The organism is Streptomyces sp. NPDC088733 (genome assembly GCF_044751185.1).
Taxonomy (GTDB): Bacteria; Actinomycetota; Actinomycetes; order Streptomycetales; family Streptomycetaceae; genus Actinacidiphila.
Genome location: NZ_JBIVLH010000007.1, coordinates 148,695 through 164,136, shown reverse-complemented (window position 1 = coordinate 164,136; position 15,442 = coordinate 148,695). Strand labels below are relative to the sequence as shown.

Below are 15,442 nucleotides of genomic sequence, written 5' to 3'. Positions count from 1 at the left end.
CACGGGCGTACCGGAGGGCGGGGCCGGTCAGGCGGTCCCGCCCTCCGGTACGCGTACCAGGTGCACCGCGGTGCTCGACCAGTCCCGCGCGGGAAGGCCCAGCGAAAGCCCGTACCCCGTCAGGACCGCGGCGTGGTGGACGGCGCCGGTGCGGGCGTCGCGGTAGCGGGCGCCGGGGGTGAGGCCGGCGAGTCGCACGGGGCGCTGGGGCGTGCCGTGGGGGAGCGGCGGGCGCCAGGCCAGCAGCAGCGCCTCCTCGCCGTCCGGGGAGGCGTACTGGACGACGGTCGGTCCGTTGCCGTCCGGTCCGGCCGGGCGGTGCAGGATCCCGTGCTGGACGATGTGACGGACCGTCTTGTACTCCGCGACCAGCTCCGCCGCCTCGGCGAGGTCGTCCTCCGGCCAGCGGCTCAGGTCGCCGCCGATGCCCAGCAGGCCGGCCATCGCCACGTGGAAGCGGAAGCGCAGCGGGACCGTACGGCCGGTGAGCTGGTTCGGGACGTCGGTGACCCAGGCGGCCATGGTGCGGGCGGGGTAGACCTGGGTGTGGCCGTGCTGGATGCGGGTGCGGTCGGCGGCGTCGGTGTTGTCCGAGGTCCACGCCTGGTCGGTGCGGGCCAGGATGCCGAGGTCGACGCGGCCGCCGCCGCCGCTGCACGCCTCGATGCGCAGATTCGGGTGGTCGGCCCGGAGCCGGTCGAGGACTCCGTAGAGGTGGTGCACGTAACCGGTCCACAGGCGGTCGGCGCCGCCGTCGCGTTCCGGCCAGCCCGCCTCGCTGAAGGCGCGGTTCATGTCCCACTTGAGGAAGTCGATGCCGTGCTCGGCGACCAGGCGGGTCAGCCAGGCGTACGCCCAGTCGGCGACGTCGCGGCGGGCGAAGTTGAGCACCAGCTGATTGCGCAGCTCGGTCCGCGTACGGCCGGGGACGTGCAGCACCCAGTCCGGGTGCTCGCGGTACAGGTCGCTGTCGGCATTGACCATCTCCGGTTCCACCCAGAGCCCGAACTTCATGCCGAGCCGGTGCACTTCGCTGACCAGCGGGCCGAGCCCGTCCGGGAAGCGGTCCGGTGAGGGCGTCCAGTCGCCCAGTCCCGCGCGGTCGTGGCGGCGTCCGCCGAACCAGCCGTCGTCGACCACGTACAGCTCGACGCCGAGCGCCGCGGCGCGCGCGGCGAGCGCGGCCTGCGCGGCCGGTTCGACGTCGAAGCCCGTCGCCTCCCAGGAGTTGTAGAGCACGGGCGCCGTCTCGCGCGGCCGGGGCAGGACGTGCGCGAGGGTGTACGCGTGCCAGGCGCGGCTCGCCGCGCCGAAACCGCCCTCGCTGAAGAGCCCGGCCATGACGGGGGTGGTGAACTCCTCGCCGGGTGCCAGCCGCAGGCTCGCGCCGTCGTGGCCCGCGCCGCCGGTGAAGCCCGCCCGGCCGTCGGGGGTGCGCTGCGCGGTGATGCGCCAACTGCCGCTCCACGCCAGGGCGGCGCTCCACACCCGGCCCTGATCCTCCGTCGCGTCGCCCGCGTCGAGCATGACCCACGGGTTCGCGTGGTGGCTGGTGACGCCGCGCCGGCTGGTGAGGACGGTCTCGCCGGCCGGGAGCGGCTCGCGGTGCAGCCCGTTCTCCGCGGACCACTGGCCGGTGACGTGGCTGAGCCGGTGGCCGGGCAGCGCGGGCAGCGTCCAGGCGGCGGAGTCGGCGCGCGGCAGGGCGAGTTCCTGGTCGCCGGCGTTGCGCAGGACGGTCCAGCGCTCGACGACATCGGTGTCCTCGTGGACCCGGTAGTGGAGCGTCACCTCCAGCGGGTACCCGCGGTCGCGGTAGGCGAGCGCCAACTCGGCCGTGCCGGGCGTCGATTCGTCGAGCCGGTGGCCGGCCGGCTCCCACTCGAAGGCGCGCGAGCCGTCGGCGAGGCGGACCTGGAGGGACGGCACCCCGTAGCGTGCGCCGCCGTCGACGGGAAGCTCCTCGCCCACCGCGGGGCGCCCTTCGAAGCTGCTGGCCGGCGGAGCGAGGGGAACGGCCAGTTCCGCCGCCTCCGCGAGAGTCAGCCGCGGTCCCCAGGCGACGTGACACGGTGCCCCGGTCTCGTCGGTCCGCAGCGCGTACGACGTGCGCGCGGTGGAGAGCAGCCAGACCCCGGTGTGCGGGGCGAAGGAGATCAGGGCCATGGGTCCTCACGTTCGGTCGACGCCACGAGGCGAATGGCGAAAGCCAATCGTGACCTTTGATCAGATGTCAACACCCACCAGGTGCTGTCCTTTGCAAGCCGGGGCAGGTTCAAAACCGCAGCTTCCGACCAACCTCGTTTCTTTCATTGACAGCAGAAAAGAACAGACCTAGGTTCCCGGCCATGCGCTCGACCCCACCCGGCGAGGCGATACCGGCGCAAACCCCGGCCGCCTCGCAGATCTTCACCATCGTGCTGTCGCACGGGCCCCTGACCCGGGCCGACATCGCCCGGCGCGCCGGGCTGTCCGCCGCCGCGGTCACCAAGGCGGTCCGGCCCCTCATCGAGGCCGGCTACCTGGTGGACGAGGCGGACGGGGCAGCCCGTACCGCACTCGGGCGGCCCGCCAACCAGGTCCGTGTGGACGCCGGACGGGCGCTGTTCATCGGCCTCAAGGTGACCGGTGACGAGATCATCGGCGTCCTCACCGACCTGTGCTGCCGCATCCGGGTCGCCCGGCACGTGCCGCTCACCAGCCGTGATCCCGGCTCTGTGCTGGCCGAACTCGCAGGCCTGGTGCAGGAACTGCGCACCGAGGCGGACGGTTTCGGCGTTCAGGTCCGCGGCTTGGGCGTGGCCGTCTCGGGCGACGTCGACCGGGTGGCCGGGGTCGTGCGCTGGTCGCCGTTCCTGGAGTGGCGGGATATCCCCCTGGCCGAGATCGTGGCGACGGTGACCGGCCTGCCGGTCACCGTCGAGAACGACGTACGGGCCCTCACCGTCGCCGAGCAGTGGTTCGGGGCGGGCGTCGGGCTCACCGGTTTCGCCGTCGTCACCGTGGGCGCCGGCATCGGCTGCGGCCTGGTCGTCAACGGCACCGTGGTCTCCGGCGCCTACGGTGTGGCCGGCGAGATCGGCCACCTGGCCATCGACCCCGCGGGACCGCTGTGCCACTGCGGCAACCGCGGCTGCGTGGAGGCCATCGCCGCCGATCCCGCGATCGTCCGGGACGTGCGCGCGGCGACCGGGGTCGAGGTGGCCGACGCCGCCGAAGCCCTCGAACTCGCCCACCGGGGCGACCCCGGGGCCCGCGCGGTGTACGCGCGGGCGGGTGAGGCGATCGGCCGGGCCATCGGCGCCGTGGCCAACCTGCTGGGCCCGGAACGCGTGATCATCTCCGGCGAGGGCCTGGCGGCCTACGACCTGTTCGCCGACCAGATCCGCGACGCCTTCACCGCCTCCGCCTTCGGTACGGCCGCGCAGTGCGACCTGCAGACCCGACCGCTGCCCTTCGACGAGTGGGCGCGCGGGGCCGCGGCCACCGCGATCCAGTCCTTCATCAGATCAGACACGCCAAAGGAGTAGCGATGACGCTGCAGAGCCGCACTTCCCCCACCGCTTCCCAGCCCGGCCGCCGCCGCGTGGTCGGCGGGATGCTCGGCCTCGGGGCGGCCGCCCTGGCCGCGCCGCTGCTCACCGCCTGCGGCGGGGGAGCGGGCGCCGACCCCAAGACGGTGACCTTCGGGTCCAACGGCGCCGACGCCACGCCCAAGTCCGCCTACGCGGCGGTGACCAAGGCCTTCACCAAGGACAGCGGTCTGACGGTGAAGACCAACACCGTGGACCACGACAGCTTCCAGAAGAGCATCTCCACCTACCTCCAGGGCACGCCGGACGACGTCTTCACCTGGTTCGCCGGGTACCGGATGCAGTACTTCGCCAAGAAGGGCCTGTGCACGCCGCTGGACGACGTGTGGGAGAAGATAGGCGACGGCTTCAGCGACGCGACCAAGCAGCTGTCGCGCGGCGAGGACGGCAAGTACTACTTCGTACCGCTGTACAACTACCCGTGGGCCGTCTTCTACCGCAAGAGCCTGTTCCAGGAGCGCGGTTACACCGCCCCCCGCACCTGGTCGGAGTTCACCGCGCTGGCCAAGCGGATGAAGAAGGACGGCCTGTCGCCCATCGCCTCCGGCTACGGCGGCGGCGACGCCTGGAGCATCCTGGGCGCCTTCGACTACCTCGACCTGCGGGCCAACGGCTACGACTTCCACATGCAGCTGATGCGCGGCGAGGTCGCCTGGACCGACCGCCGCACCGTCGCCGTCTTCGACCTGTGGCGCGAGATCGCCCCGTACTACCAGCAGGGTGCGGCGGGCCGCTCCTGGCAGGACGCCGCCCAGTCGCTGCTGGACAAGAAGTCCGGCATGGCGATCATCGGGCTCTTCGTCGGGCAGCAGATCTCCGACGAGAAGCTCCGCGACGACATCGACTTCTTCCCCTTCCCCGAGATCGACCCGGCGCAGGGCCAGGACGCCGTCGAGGCGCCCACCGACGGCTTCATGCTCAGCCGCAAGCCGAAGAACGAGGCCGGCGCGAAGAAGCTGCTGGAGTTCCTGGGCAGCGCCGGCGCCGAGAACCTCTACATGGGCGTGGACCCGAGCAACGTCGCCGTGCACGCGAAGGCGGACACCGGCTCGTACAACCCGCTGCAGAAGAAGTCCGCCGAACTCATCGCCTCCGCCAAGCACATCACGCAGTTCGCGGACCGCGACAGCGACCCCGGCTTCGTCTCCACGGTCGTGCTGCCCGGGCTCACGCAGTGGCTGGGCCACCCCGACGACGCCTCGTCCCTGCTGAAGCAGATCGAGTCGCAGCGGTCCCGCTTCTTCACCGCCTGACCCGGACCGGAAGGAACACCGTGCCGTCCGCTCCCCCCTCTGCGCAGCCCTCCTCGCGTCCCCCCGCGCGCGCAAGGTCCCGTGCCCGCCGGCTGGGCCCCGGCGACCGCCTCTTCCTGACCGTCGCCGTGGGCATCCCGCTGGTCGCGCTGCTGTTCTTCGTCTGGCTGCCCGCGCTGGCCTCCATGGGCCTGTCGTTCACCAGCTGGGACGGCATCGCGCTGTCCGACATCCACTGGACCGGGCTGGAGAACTACCGGCAGATCTTCACCAACTACCCGCCGTTCTGGCCCGCGGTGCGGCACAACGTGACCTGGCTGCTGTTCACGGCGCTGCTGCCGACCCCGTTCGGCATCTTCCTCGCCTACCAGCTGGACCGGAAACTGCGCTTCACCCGGGTCTACCAGACCGCGATCTTCCTGCCGATGGTGCTCTCCCTGGCCGTGGTCGGCCTGATCTGGGAGATCATCTACAACCCCGACACCGGGCTGCTCGACGGGATCATCAACGCCGCGGCCCCCGGCCACCACATCGACTGGCTCGGGGACCCGGACCTCAACCTGTGGTCCGTGCTGGTCGCCTCGGCCTGGCGGCACACCGGCTACATCATGATCCTCTACCTGGCCGGCCTGAAGGGCTTCGACCCGGCGCTGAAGGAGGCCGCCGCCCTCGACGGCGCCAACGGCCGGCAGACCTTCCTCAAGGTGGTCTTCCCGGCGCTGCGGCCGGTCAACGTCATCATCCTGGTCGTCACCGTCATGGAGTCGCTGCGCGCCTTCGACGTGGTGTACGTGCTCGGCGGCGGCGTCGGCAGCAAGCCCGGGATGGAACTGCTGTCCCTCCTGATCACCGACAACATCATCGGCGAGTCCAGCCACATCGGTTACGGCTCCGCGCTGGCCGTCGTGCTGCTCATCGTCTCCCTGGCCGCCATCGGGACCTTCCTCGTACAGAACTTCCGCAAGGAGGCCCAGTGACCAGCACCGCCACCGCGCAGGCCCCGGCCGGGCAACGCGTCGAGCGCGGGCCGGTGCCGCGCGCGGCCGTCTCGCGCCCGCCGCGTCAGACGGGCCGTCACCTGCTGCTGGGCGGCATCGCCCTGCTGTGGCTGCTGCCGCTGCTGTGGGCGGTCTACACCTCGCTGCGCCCGTACGAGGACACGGCCCGGCACGGCTATCTGTCCTGGCCGCACGGGATCAGCCTGGGCAACTACACCGACGCCTGGACCCAGTCGGGCATGCCGCACTTCTTCTGGAACTCGGTGCTCATCACCGTGCCCTCGGTGCTGGGGACCCTGCTGTTCTCCGCGGCCGTCGCGTTCTTCGTCTCGCGCTTCGACTTCCGGTGGAACATCGTCCTGCTCATGCTCTTCACCGCGGGCAACCTGCTGCCCGCCCAGGTGCTGATCACCCCGCTCTACCGGCTCTACCTGCTGATCCCGCTGCCGCCCTGGATGAGCGACTCGCTGCTGCTCTACAACTCCGTGTGGGGCATCATCGCCATCCACATCGCGTACCAGTGCGGGTTCTGCACCTTCGTGCTCAGCAACTACATGAAGACGATCCCGCACGAGATCTCCGAGGCGGCCCTCGTCGACGGCGCCCCGGTGTGGCGGCAGTTCTTCCAGATCATTCTGCCGCTGTGCCGGCCGGCCTTCGCCGCGCTGGCCACGCTGGAGTCGATCTGGATCTACAACGACTTCTTCTGGCCGCTCGCGCTCATCGAGACCGGCGACAAGCGGCCCATCACCTCGGCCCTGGCCAATCTCCAGGGCCAGTACTTCACCAACCCCAACCTCATCGCCGCCGGCGCCCTGATGACGGCCGTCCCCACCCTGCTGGTGTACTTCGCCCTCCAGCGGCAGTTCATCAGCGGCCTGACCATCGGCTCCGGCAAGGGCTGACGCCACCGCGGCATCCGCCCCGCCGTTCCCCCAACCCCAGGAGGCCGACCCATGCGGTCACCCTCGCACTCCGTCCTGCCCTCGGGCACCGCCCGCACGCTGCTCGTCCTGGCGCTCACCGCCGCTGTGTCCGCCACCGTGCCCGCGGCCCGCGCCGCCGCGCCGGAGACGCCGGCCGTCACGAAGGCACCGGTCGCGGCCAAGCCCTACATGGGCTGGTCGAGCTGGAGCATGCAGTCCTCCAAGTACCCCGGGCTCAACCCGGACGGCGACTACAGCTGGCTCACCGAGCAGAAGGTGCTCCAGCAGACCGACGCCATGGCCGCCAAGCTGAAGAAGTACGGCTACAGCTACATCAACATCGACGCCGGCTGGTGGCGCGACAAGGACTGGAAGCCCGAGTTCGACGCCAACGGCCGGCAGACCGCGGACCCGGTGCGCTTCCCCCGCGGCATGAAGCCGGTCGCCGACCACATCCACGCCAAGGGCCTGAAGGCCGGCATCTACCTGCCGGTCGGGCTGGAGAAGGAGGGCTACGGCGACGGCAAGGTCCCGGTCTGGAACGCCCCCGGCTGCACCACCGGCGACATCGTCTACGGCGACCTGCGCACCACCAACGGCTGGGACAGCTCGTACAAGATCGACTTCTCCCGGCCCTGCGCCCAGAAGTACATCGACTCGCAGGCCCGGCTGATCGCCGACTGGGGGTACGACTTCCTCAAGATCGACGGCGTCGGCCCCGGTTCCTTCAAGAGCGGCGACAACTACGACAATGTCGCCGACATCGCCGCCTGGCAGAAGGCCATCGCCGCCACCGGCCGCCCCATCCACCTGGAACTCTCCTGGTCGCTCGACATCGGCCACATCGCCGACTGGAAGAAGTACTCCAACGGCTGGCGGATCGACACCGACGTCGAGTGCTACTGCGACACCCTGGTCAGCTGGGAGAACTCCGTCGACGACCGCTTCGCCGACGCCGCGGCCTGGAGCCGGCACGGCGGCCCCGGCGGCTGGAACGACCTGGACTCCCTGGACGTCGGCAACGGCGGGATGGACGGCCTCACCAAGGCCGAGCGGCAGACCTACATGACGCTGTGGGCCATCGCCAAGTCGCCGCTGTTCACGGGTGACGACCTCACTCGCCTCGACGCCTACGGCACCTCGCTGCTGACCAACCGCGAGGTCATCGCCGTCGACCAGTCCAGTACCCCGCCCGCCCGCCCGGTCACCCCGGCCGGCGACCAGCAGGTGTGGGCCGCCAGGAACGCCGACGGCAGCCGGACCGTCGCCCTGTTCAACCTCGGCGACACCCCCGCCGACGTCACCGCCGACTGGGCCGCCCTCGGCTTCTCCGGCCGCGGCTCGGTGCGCGACCTGTGGAGCCACCAGGACCTCGGCAGCCGTGCGGACAAGATCACCGCGACCCTGCCCGCGCACGGCTCCCGTCTGTTCACCGTCACCCCGCACGGGCCGGCGCAGGCGACGACCGGGTACGAGGCCGAGGCCGCGGGCAACACCCTCGGCGGCGGTGCCTCGGTCGCCGACTGCGGCGCCTGCTCCGGCTCCCGCAAGGTCGGCAACCTCTACCTCGGCGGCGCGCTGCGCTTCAACGACGTGGTCGTCCCGAAGGCCGGCATCTACTCGGTGAAGGTCGCCTACGTCAGCGGAGACCCGCGCTCCGCGCAGGTCTCCGTCAACGGCGGCGGCGCCACCCCGTACGCGTTCGCGTCCACCGGCGACTGGGGGACGGCCGAGACCGTGAGCATCCCCCTGAGCCTCAGGGCCGGCGCCAACACCATCACCTTCGACAGCGGCTCCGGCTACGCCCCCGACATCGACCGGATCGACGTCCCGAAGCGCCTGTGACCCCCGCGGGGCCCGGCGCGCGCCGGGCCCCGCACCCCGGACAGGCGGTCCGCACCGCCGCCACCCGGCGGTGCCGGACCGCCGCCAACGGGCGGAGGCCGTCCGGGCGAGGTAGACATCAAAGGGTGAGCCGCGGATCCGGATCCGGAGGGGGACCGGGCGGGAAGATCGACTACGAGTCGGTGTTCCTGGCCTTTCCCGTTCCTGTGCTGCTGCTCACCCCGGACCTCGTGATCGCGGACGCCAACGACTCGTTCCTGCGGACCTTCGGTCTCGAACGGGAACAGGTGCGCGGAACGCCGGCCGTCGAGGCGTTCCCCATCGAGGCGGACAACGACGTGCAGCGCATGAGCGCCTCGGCGCAGCGCGCCGTGGCCACCGGTGAGCAGGACGTCATCGGCCCGATCCGGTACGACGCCGTCCGCAGCCACCCCGGAGACGACGGCGTGCGCTACTGGAGCCCCGTCCACATCCCCGTCGTCGGTCCCGACGGCGAGGTCGGCATGGTCATCGCCCGCCTGGACGACGTGACCGCCCTGGTCCGCTCCGGCCACGGCCTGGACTCCGAGGGCGGCGGGCTCAGCAGCGACGTGCTGGCGACCGCCGGGCTGCTGGTCAGGGCGCAGGAACTGGAGGAGCTCAACGAGCGGCTGCGCGAGGCGCACGCCCGCGAGCGCGCCATCGCGGTCACGCTGCAGCGCTCGATGCTGCCCACCGTGGTCCACGACCAGTACGACTTCGCCGCCGTCCGCTACCGGCCCGCCACCGGCTCGCTGAACGTGTGCGGCGACTGGTACGACCTGATCGGGCTGGAACGCAACCGGCTCGCGGTCGCCGTCGGGGACGTCGTCGGGCACGGCCTGGAGGCCGCGGGCGTCATGGGCCAGCTGCGCAGCGCGCTCAGCGCCGCCGTCCGCGCCTTCGGCCAGCCGGGGCCGGCCCTGAAGACCCTGGCCCGGTACGCCATCACCGTCGAGGGGGCGCTCGCCACCACCGCCGTCCAGACCGTCATCGACCGCGCCCGTGGCACCATCACGTACAGCAGGGCCGGCCATCCGCCGCCCGCCCTGCTCGACGCGGGCAGCGAGACCGCGGTCTTCCTGGACGAGAACGCCGACCCCCCGCTCGGCGCCTGGACGTACGAGGCGAACCGGGCCCAGGCCACCGTGGGCTACTCGCCCGGGGCCATCCTCGTCCTGTACACCGACGGCCTGATCGAGCGCCGCGGCGAGGACATCGACGTCGGGCTGCGGCGTCTCACCGACAGCATCGTCCGGCACCGCGACCTCGGCCCGGAGGACCTGGCCGACGCCCTGCTGCGCGACCTGCGCGCGGAGGACGGTGCGGACACCGACGACGACGTCGCCCTGGTCACCCTGCGGCTGTGACGGGCGCGGCGCGCCGCGCCCGGACGCCGGTGGGAGCGCACGTAGGGTGATCGGCACCGTGCGACGCGGGGTCCGTCCTGCGGCGGCGGTCGTGGAGAGGGCGGCGATCGATGGCTCGCGAGCACGGCGGCCGGTGTGACGTGATCGTGGTCGGTGCCGGGGCCGCCGGACTGGCGTGTGCGGCCGACCTGAGCGCGGCGGGCCTGTCGGTGCGCGTCCTGGAGGCCTCCGACCGCGTCGGCGGCCGGATGCGGACCGACCGCCACCTCGGCTTCCTGCTGGACCGCGGCTTCCAGGTCTTCAACACCTCCTACCCGCAGGTGCGGCGCCGGCTGCGGCTGCGCGACCTGCGGCTGCGCGCGTTCACGCCCGGGGTGGCGGTGCACACCGACCGCGGGCGGCTGCTGTTCACCGACCCGACCCGCCGCCCGCGGGAGGCCGCCGGCCTGCTGCCGGGCCGTCTGGCCCCGGCGCGCGACCTGGCCGCGCTCGGCGTGCTGAGCGCCCGCGACATGCTGCTGCCCGCCCGGGTCCTGCGCCGCGGCGCGGACACCACGACGCTCACCGCGCTCGCCGCGGCCGGGCTCTCCGGGGACATCGTCGAGTCCTTCTTCCGGCCGTTCCTGTCGGGCGTCTTCCTGGAGGACGAGCTGGAGACCTCCAGCCGCTTCTTCCACCTGGTGTGGCGCAGCATGCTGCGCGGCACCCTCTGCCTCCCGGCCGAGGGCATCGGCGCGGTGCCCGCGCAGCTCGCCGGGCTGCTGCCCGAGGGCGTCGTCCGCACGAACGCGCCGGTGCGTGAACTGACGGCGTACGGCGTCCTGCTGGACGACGGGACGGAGACGGCGGCGCCGTCCGTCGTCGTGGCGACCGGGCCGGAGACCGCCGCACGCCTGCTTCCGGGGCTCACGGTGCCCGGCACACGCACCGTGACGACGCTGTACCACGCGGCCGACCGTTCACCGCTGGCGGAGCCCACGCTCCTGGTCGACGCGCGGCGGCGGTTCCTGAACACGGTGGTCCTCACCGAGGTCCAGCCCGGGCTGTCCGCGGACGGCCGCGCGCTGGTGTCGACCTCCGTCCTCGGCGTCCCGCGCCCGGAGGAGGAGGCCGCGGTGCGGGAGGCGCTGGCCGAGGTGTACGGGACCGACACGGGCGCCTGGGAGCCGCTGCGCGCCTGCACGGTGCCCGGCGCCCTCCCCGCGATGCCGCCGCCGCACCCGCTCAGCCGCGGCAGCCGCGTGACCCCGGGCCGCTACGTGTGCGGCGACCACCGCGCAACGGGCTCGCTCCAGGGCGCCCTGGCCTCGGGCGCGCGCGCCGCGCGCGAACTGCTGGCGGACCACCGCCGCGCGGACTAGCGGGGGTCAGCCCGCCGGCCGGGCGTCCGGGACGAGCGCGGCGTCCAGCAGGGCCGTGGCGATCGAGCGGGCCACCGCGCCGCTGCCGGGGGCGTTGAGCGCCGTGCTGCGGGAGACGGCGCCGTCGTACAGCAGGGCGAACTGCTCGCCGAGCAGTTCCGGATCACGGGCGCCGGCGCGCCGGGCGAGGCCGGCCAGGCGCCGGGCGAACTCGGTCTTGAAGGACGCGGCGAGCCGGTGCACCGGGTGATCGGGGTCGGGGACCTCGACCGCGGCGTTGAGGAACGGGCAGCCGCGCAGCGGCGCCGAGGGGTCCGGGGGAGGCCAGGAGAGGACGGCGAGCAGCCGGTCGCGGGCTTCCTCCGGGGTCATCTCCGGGGGGACCTGCGGGGGCAGCAGTCCGTCCTCCATCTCCCGCAGGCAGGCGTGGACGAGCTCGTCCTTGCCGCTGAAGTGCTGGTAGAGCGTGCGTTTGGACACCTCGGCGGCCGTCGTGAGCTGTTCCATGCCGGTGGCGTTGATGCCCTGGGCGGTGAACAGCTCGGCGGCCGCCTTGAGGATCCGCTCCCGGGCGCCTCGGCCGCGGCGCCGGCGTACGGGCGAAGGGTCGGTGATGCTCATGCCCCCAGGGTACCGATCGTTTTACTTAAGCGGAAATCCCTGTTACGGTCGCTCTTAAGTACACCGATCGGTGTTCTTTAATCGGCCGCGGGCCGGACCCTCCCGCGGGACCCCTCTCCCCGCAGGAGGCGTCCCGCCGGCGGCGCGCCCGATCGGGACGTCCCCGCACTTCGTCACTCCGTTGGAGACCTCGTCCATGACCGCCTCACCCCCGAACGCGACACCCGCCGGTCGCACCGGCCCGGCACAGGCATCGCCCTCCGGCCCCCGCACGCCCGCGCGCCGTCCGGTGCACCCGGGCCTCGTCCTCGCCGTCCTGGCCACCTCGGTGTTCCTGTCCGGACTCGACGCCTTCGTCGTCAACGTGGCGCTCGCGCCCATCGGCCAGGGCGTCGGCGAGACCTCGCTGTCGAAGCTGAGCTGGATCCTCAACGGCTACGCGATCGTGTACGCCGCCCTCCTGGTCCCCGCCGGCCGCCTGACCGACCGCTTTGGCGGCAGGACCGGATTCCTGCTCGGCCTGGGCGTGTTCACCGCGGCCAGCCTGGGCGCCGCGGCGAGCGGCGACCTGTGGGTCCTCGTCGCCTTCCGCTTCCTCCAGGCGGCCGGTGCCGCCGTGCTCACCCCGGCAAGCCTGGGCCTCGTTCTCACCACGGCCCCGCCCGCCAAGCTCACCCGGTACATCCAGATCTGGGCCGCCAGCGGCTCACTGGCGGCCGCGGCGGGGCCCATGGTCGGCGGACTGCTGGTCCAGGCCGCCTGGCAGTGGATCTTCCTGCTCAATCTGCCGATCGGCGTCGCCGCGCTGGTCCTCGCCGCTCGCCTGCTGCCCCGCGGGCGGCAGACCCGCGACGCCCGGATGCCCGACCTGCTCGGCGGCGCCCTGCTGGCCGTCGCGATCGGCTCCCTGGCCCTCGGGCTGGTCCAGGCGCCGGCGTGGGGCTGGGGCGCGGCGCCGACGGTCGGCAGCTTCGTGGTGGCCGCGGTGGCACTCGCGCTGTGCCTGCTGCGCTCCGCGCGACATCCCGTCCCCGCCGTCGACCTGCGGCTGCTGCGGAACCCGGTGTTCGCCTGGGCCGGCGTCGCGACGCTGCTGTTCTACACCGCCTTCGCCGTCCAACTGCTCGGCCTCACCCTGTGGTTGCAGCAGGAATGGCACTGGTCGGCCATCGAGACCGGCCTCGGTGTCGCCCCCGGCCCCGCGATGGTGTTCGGTGCCTCCGCCGCCGGTCGGCGGTTCGCACGGCGCCTGCCGGTCGGTGCGGTGGCGGCACTGGGCGCCGCACTCGTCGCCGTCGGGGCCGGGCTGCTCGCCCTGGCCACGGGCGGGCAACTCCACTACGCCACCGACATCCTGCCCGGCTGGCTCGTCGCGGGCGTCGGTGTCGGCCTGGCCCTGCCGACCCTGATCTCCTCGGCCACCGCCGAACTGCCCAAGGACAAGGCCGCCACCGGCAGCGCCGTCGTCACCATGGCCGGCCAGGTCGGGAACGTGATCGGCGTCAGCGTCCTCGTTGTCCTCCTCGCGGCGGGGGCCTCCGGCCAGGCCGCGCACACCTTCGCCCACGCGTGGTGGACCTCGGCCGCGCTCGTCGCCCTGAGCGCGCTCGCCGCGCTCGGCATCACACCGCGCCGCCGGGCAGGCGCCGCGGCCGGCTGAGCCTCCCACCCCCACCGCAGACAGCTCGTCCCACCCCCCCACATCCAAGGAGATCCCCTTGCGTTACACGACCTTCGGACACCGCACCGGACTGCGCGTCTCGGAGTACGCCCTCGGCACCGGCAACTTCGGCACCAGCTGGGGCGCCGGGGCCGACATCGAGGAGTCCCGCCGCATGTTCGACCGGTTCGCCGAGGCCGGCGGCACCTTCCTGGACACCGCCGACTCCTACCAGTTCGGCGAGTCCGAGGAGATCCTGGGGAGCTTCCTCACCGCGGACCGCGACCACTTCGTGCTGGCCAGCAAGTTCAGCAACGGGTACACGGCCCGGAAGGACATCTCCAAGACCGGCAACAGCCGCAAGAACATGATCCATTCGGTGGAGGCCAGTCTGAAGCGCCTCGGCACCGACTACATCGACCTGTACTGGGTCCACTTCCCGGACGACCTGACGCCGATCGAGGAGATCCTGCGCGGCATCGACGACCTGGTGCGGTCCGGCAAGATCCTGCACGCGGGGCTCTCCAACTTCCCGGCGTGGCGGATATCCCACGCCGCCGCTCTCGCGGACGCGCGGAACTGGGCCCCCGTCGCGGGCGTCCAGATCGAATACAGCCTCGTCGAGCGCAGCGCCGACCGCGAACTGCTGCCGATGGCCGAAAGCCTGGGTCTGGGCGCTGCCTTGTGGTCGCCGCTCGGCGGCGGGCTGCTGACGGGTAAGTACCGCCGCGGTACGCAGGGCCGGCTGAGCGACCTCAAGGTGCTGGTGCACACCGAGAGTTCCGACCAGAAGACCGCCGTCGTCGACACGGTGCTGGACATCGCGCGGGAGACCGGTGCGACGCCCGCCCAGGTGGCCGTGGCCTGGGTGCGCGAGCGCTCGGCGCGGGCGGCGACGCCGTTCCTGCCCATCATCGGCCCGCGCAACACCGCCCAGCTGGACGACTACCTCGGCGCCCTGGCGGTCCGGCTGAGCCCGGAGCAGTACACGCGGCTGACCGAGGTCAGCGCCGTCCCGCTCGGTGTGCCGCACGAGGCGGTCCTCGGTGCCCGCGACAGCCTGCGCGGCGGGGACGCCTCCCGAGTCGACGTCCCCGTCCGGCCGGTGGCCTGATCCGTGCGGCCCCGCCGGTGCCCCGCGCCGTCCCGTGGCGCGGGGTGCCGGCGGGAATGGATCCGCCCCGCTGAAGCGTAATGATAGGGTAAAACGCGCTGGTGGCCAGGCCTGCGGCAGTGGTACCCGTGTCGAGGGGCCGGGACCTCGAGGGCTGCGCCACCCGTTCGGCCATGCATCGACACCATGGGACACCCCCTGGGAGGCAAGAGTGGGAACTCGGCGGACGACCCTTCCCGGCGTCGGAACGCAGTACGACGTCACCACCCGTGCGGGACGGCACCTCTCGGTGGTGGTCCACCAGGACGGCCGGCGCTTCCTGGGCTTCTACGGCGCCGAGGACCCCGATTCGTGCCAGTTGTCGATACCGCTGGAGGGCGACGAGGCCGCCGTGCTGGCCCGGCTCCTCGACCCCACCCCGCTGGAGGCCGTGCACACCGAGGGAATCGGCCTCGTCACCGAGCAGATCCCGGTCAACTCCCGCTCCCCGTACGCCGGGCGGCTGCTCGGCGACACTCGCGCGCGGACCCGCACCGGCGCCTCCATCGTCGCCGTCATGCGCAGGACGAGCGCCCACCCCTCCCCGGGGCCGGACTTCCGGCTGGCGATCGGCGACACACTGGTCGTCGTCGGCACCCGCGAGGGCGTGGACGCGCTCGCCGCGATCGTGGCGGGGGAGTGAG

12 protein-coding genes are annotated in these 15,442 nt (G+C 72.6%); 10 read left to right on the top strand and 2 right to left on the bottom strand.

Translation table 11 applies throughout. From position 1 onward, the window contains the following. Positions 1-27 precede the first annotated feature (27 nt). Complete coding sequence (locus ACIP64_RS15250) at positions 28-2,166, bottom strand: alpha-galactosidase (RefSeq protein WP_401586011.1); 2,139 nt, start codon at positions 2,164-2,166, stop codon at positions 28-30. A 182-nt stretch (positions 2,167-2,348) separates the two neighbouring features. On the opposite strand from ACIP64_RS15250, the gene ACIP64_RS15245 reads away from it, so the two are divergent. The 7 genes from ACIP64_RS15245 (at position 2,349) to ACIP64_RS15215 (ending at position 11,364) form a co-directional block, all read left to right on the top strand. Next, the gene (locus tag ACIP64_RS15245; protein ID WP_401586008.1) at positions 2,349-3,530 is read left to right on the top strand and encodes an ROK family protein; all 1,182 of its coding nucleotides are present in this window, start codon (positions 2,349-2,351) and stop codon (positions 3,528-3,530) included. Positions 3,531-3,532: 2 nt separating this feature from the next. Then, positions 3,533-4,846, top strand: coding sequence for an ABC transporter substrate-binding protein (locus ACIP64_RS15240; RefSeq protein WP_401586006.1), 1,314 nt, complete (start codon positions 3,533-3,535; stop codon positions 4,844-4,846). A 20-nt stretch (positions 4,847-4,866) separates the two neighbouring features. Continuing rightward, positions 4,867-5,823 (top strand): carbohydrate ABC transporter permease, encoded by a 957-nt coding sequence (locus ACIP64_RS15235; protein WP_401586003.1) that lies wholly within the window; start codon positions 4,867-4,869, stop codon positions 5,821-5,823. Beyond that, positions 5,820-6,749 carry a carbohydrate ABC transporter permease gene (locus ACIP64_RS15230; RefSeq protein ID WP_401586000.1) on the top strand — a complete coding sequence of 310 codons (930 nt, stop codon included), beginning with the start codon at positions 5,820-5,822 and terminating at the stop codon, positions 6,747-6,749. Before ACIP64_RS15235 ends, ACIP64_RS15230 begins: the two co-directional genes overlap by 4 nt. Positions 6,750-6,800: 51 nt before the next feature. Continuing rightward, on the top strand, positions 6,801-8,615 hold the full coding sequence (locus ACIP64_RS15225) for an alpha-galactosidase D (RefSeq protein ID WP_401585998.1): 1,815 nt from the start codon (positions 6,801-6,803) through the stop codon (positions 8,613-8,615). Positions 8,616-8,740: 125 nt separating this feature from the next. After that, the gene (locus tag ACIP64_RS15220; RefSeq protein ID WP_401585995.1) at positions 8,741-10,003 is read left to right on the top strand and encodes a PP2C family protein-serine/threonine phosphatase; all 1,263 of its coding nucleotides are present in this window, start codon (positions 8,741-8,743) and stop codon (positions 10,001-10,003) included. Positions 10,004-10,113: 110 nt separating this feature from the next. Further along, positions 10,114-11,364: an NAD(P)/FAD-dependent oxidoreductase gene (locus ACIP64_RS15215; RefSeq protein ID WP_401585992.1), complete on the top strand. Its 1,251-nt coding sequence runs from the start codon at positions 10,114-10,116 to the stop codon at positions 11,362-11,364. A 6-nt stretch (positions 11,365-11,370) separates the two neighbouring features. On the opposite strand, the gene ACIP64_RS15210 is transcribed toward ACIP64_RS15215, so the two are convergent. After that, positions 11,371-11,985 carry a TetR/AcrR family transcriptional regulator gene (locus ACIP64_RS15210; protein ID WP_401585990.1) on the bottom strand — a complete coding sequence of 205 codons (615 nt, stop codon included), beginning with the start codon at positions 11,983-11,985 and terminating at the stop codon, positions 11,371-11,373. A 196-nt stretch (positions 11,986-12,181) separates the two neighbouring features. Here ACIP64_RS15210 and ACIP64_RS15205 point away from each other — a divergent pair, with 196 nt between their 5' ends. From ACIP64_RS15205 to ACIP64_RS15195, 3 genes are all read left to right on the top strand, one after another. After that, the gene (locus ACIP64_RS15205) at positions 12,182-13,645 is read left to right on the top strand and encodes an MFS transporter (protein WP_401585988.1); all 1,464 of its coding nucleotides are present in this window, start codon (positions 12,182-12,184) and stop codon (positions 13,643-13,645) included. 58 nt (positions 13,646-13,703) lie between these two features. Further along, positions 13,704-14,759, top strand: a complete 1,056-nt coding sequence (locus tag ACIP64_RS15200) for an aldo/keto reductase (RefSeq protein WP_401585985.1) — start codon at positions 13,704-13,706, stop codon at positions 14,757-14,759. Positions 14,760-14,970: 211 nt separating this feature from the next. Then, positions 14,971-15,441: a TrkA C-terminal domain-containing protein gene (locus ACIP64_RS15195; RefSeq protein WP_319659598.1), complete on the top strand. Its 471-nt coding sequence runs from the start codon at positions 14,971-14,973 to the stop codon at positions 15,439-15,441. Position 15,442 lies beyond the last annotated feature (1 nt).

What these genes read in the sequence shown, in the direction of transcription:
- ACIP64_RS15205 (WP_401585988.1), top strand. Translation starts at nt 12,182, where the DNA reads ATGACCGCCTCACCCCCGAACGCGACACCCGCCGGTCGCACCGGCCCG.
- ACIP64_RS15250 (WP_401586011.1), bottom strand. Translation starts at nt 2,166, where the DNA reads ATGGCCCTGATCTCCTTCGCCCCGCACACCGGGGTCTGGCTGCTCTCC.
- ACIP64_RS15210 (WP_401585990.1), bottom strand. Translation starts at nt 11,985, where the DNA reads ATGAGCATCACCGACCCTTCGCCCGTACGCCGGCGCCGCGGCCGAGGC.
- ACIP64_RS15240 (WP_401586006.1), top strand. Translation starts at nt 3,533, where the DNA reads ATGACGCTGCAGAGCCGCACTTCCCCCACCGCTTCCCAGCCCGGCCGC.
- ACIP64_RS15215 (WP_401585992.1), top strand. Translation starts at nt 10,114, where the DNA reads ATGGCTCGCGAGCACGGCGGCCGGTGTGACGTGATCGTGGTCGGTGCC.
- ACIP64_RS15225 (WP_401585998.1), top strand. Translation starts at nt 6,801, where the DNA reads ATGCGGTCACCCTCGCACTCCGTCCTGCCCTCGGGCACCGCCCGCACG.
- ACIP64_RS15245 (WP_401586008.1), top strand. Translation starts at nt 2,349, where the DNA reads ATGCGCTCGACCCCACCCGGCGAGGCGATACCGGCGCAAACCCCGGCC.